This window comes from Streptomyces sp. NPDC059900, from assembly GCF_050270335.1.
In the GTDB taxonomy this organism is placed as follows: Bacteria; Actinomycetota; Actinomycetes; order Streptomycetales; family Streptomycetaceae; genus Streptomyces.
Map to the genome: position 1 here is coordinate 1 of NZ_JBNNJZ010001100.1, position 1,341 is coordinate 1,341.

Annotated in this window: 1 protein-coding gene and 2 pseudogenes; all 3 read left to right on the top strand. The window is 73.4% G+C overall.

Annotated elements, in window-relative coordinates:
- Positions 1-231 (top strand): annotated as a pseudogene (locus tag ACQKIP_RS47575) (cupin); the annotation flags it as partial.
- Positions 228-1,151 (top strand): sucrase ferredoxin, encoded by a 924-nt coding sequence (locus tag ACQKIP_RS47580; protein ID WP_365853696.1) that lies wholly within the window; start codon positions 228-230, stop codon positions 1,149-1,151. The pseudogene ACQKIP_RS47575 and the gene ACQKIP_RS47580, both read left to right, overlap by 4 nt.
- Positions 1,152-1,189: 38 nt before the next feature.
- Positions 1,190-1,341, top strand: a pseudogene (locus ACQKIP_RS47585) (oxidoreductase); the annotation flags it as partial.

Sequence of the window (1,341 nt, forward strand, 5' to 3'; positions counted from 1 at the left end):
GCACTGCACACCCTGGCCCCCCACACCCCGCTGCGGCTGCGCACCGCACTGGACGCGCGGCTCGACGGCACCCGCCTGACCAGCCGCGCCGGCTTCCTCGACTGCACTGCCGCGGACCTGCCCGCCCTCACCCGCCTCCTCGACGGCCAGACCCGCACCGCCGGGGACCTCGGACTCAACCTCGCCGCCCGGCTGCTGCGCGCGGGCATCCTGGTGCCCGCCCCGCCATGACGACGCCCCCGGCAGACGCGCGCGGGCGCTTCCTGTGCGCGGAGGCCGCCCGCACCCGCGGCGACCCGCTCCCCGGCACCGCACCCCACACGCTGACCTGGATCCTGATCGAGCACACCGGCGGCTGGCCCCCCAACGGCTTCGACGGCCTGGACCTGGACACCCACACCAAGAGCCTGGTCTACACCGCCGCCCAGGCCATCCGGGCCCGCATCCTGCTGATCCGACGCCCCGGACGCCGCACCACCCGCGGACCGCGCCGCTGGGCCGTCCTGCGCTACGACGCCACCGGCGCCCACCACCAGCAGTGGGGCACCTGGAGCCGGGACCAGGATCTCCAGCACATCACCGAAGCCCTCACCACCCCCCACACCCCCGACCGGCCCGGCCAACCGCCCGTCATCCTGGTCTGCACCCACGGCCGCCACGACACCTGCTGTGCCCTGCGCGGCCGTCCCGTCGCCCACACCCTCACCCGCCACTGGCCCGACCTCGTCTGGGAATCGAGCCACACCGGCGGCGACCGCTTCGCCCCCAACATCCTCGTCGCCCCCGACGGCGTCCACTACGGCCAACTCGACCCCGCCGCCTCCGTGAAAGCCATCGAAGCGCACCTGGCCAACCGCATCCGGGCAGAGCACCTCCGCGGCTACACCGACCTCTACCCGCCCCAACAAGCCGCCGTCACCGCCCTGCTGGCCCGCTTCGGCCCCGCAGGCCGCCACCACTACACCGTCACGGACACCACCCGCCTGGCCAACAACCACTGGCGCGTCCACGTCGCAACCCCGCCGCCCGACTCAGCCGTCATCGACGTCGAGGTCCGCTCCCACCACATGCCCCGCACCCAACTCACCTGCAACGGCCCCTCCCCCAGCTCCACGGTCGTCTATACCGCCACATCGATCCACGCCCACTGACACCCCGCCCGCCAAGGCACGATCACTACTCTTGACGGGTGCTCTCATACGATGAGTTGGCTCCGCCGGAGCGCGAGCTGTGGGATGCGTTCCCCGAGGGACGTCACGTGGACCTGCGTTCGGGCGTCCGAGTCGCCGAGGGCGGGCGGTGGAGCCCTGAGCGGACGGTTCGGGCCGCGGTGATCGTGGC

Bases quoted from the DNA above. Each gene is read 5' to 3' on its own strand.
- ACQKIP_RS47580 (WP_365853696.1), top strand. From the start codon at position 228: ATGACGACGCCCCCGGCAGACGCGCGCGGGCGCTTCCTGTGCGCGGAG.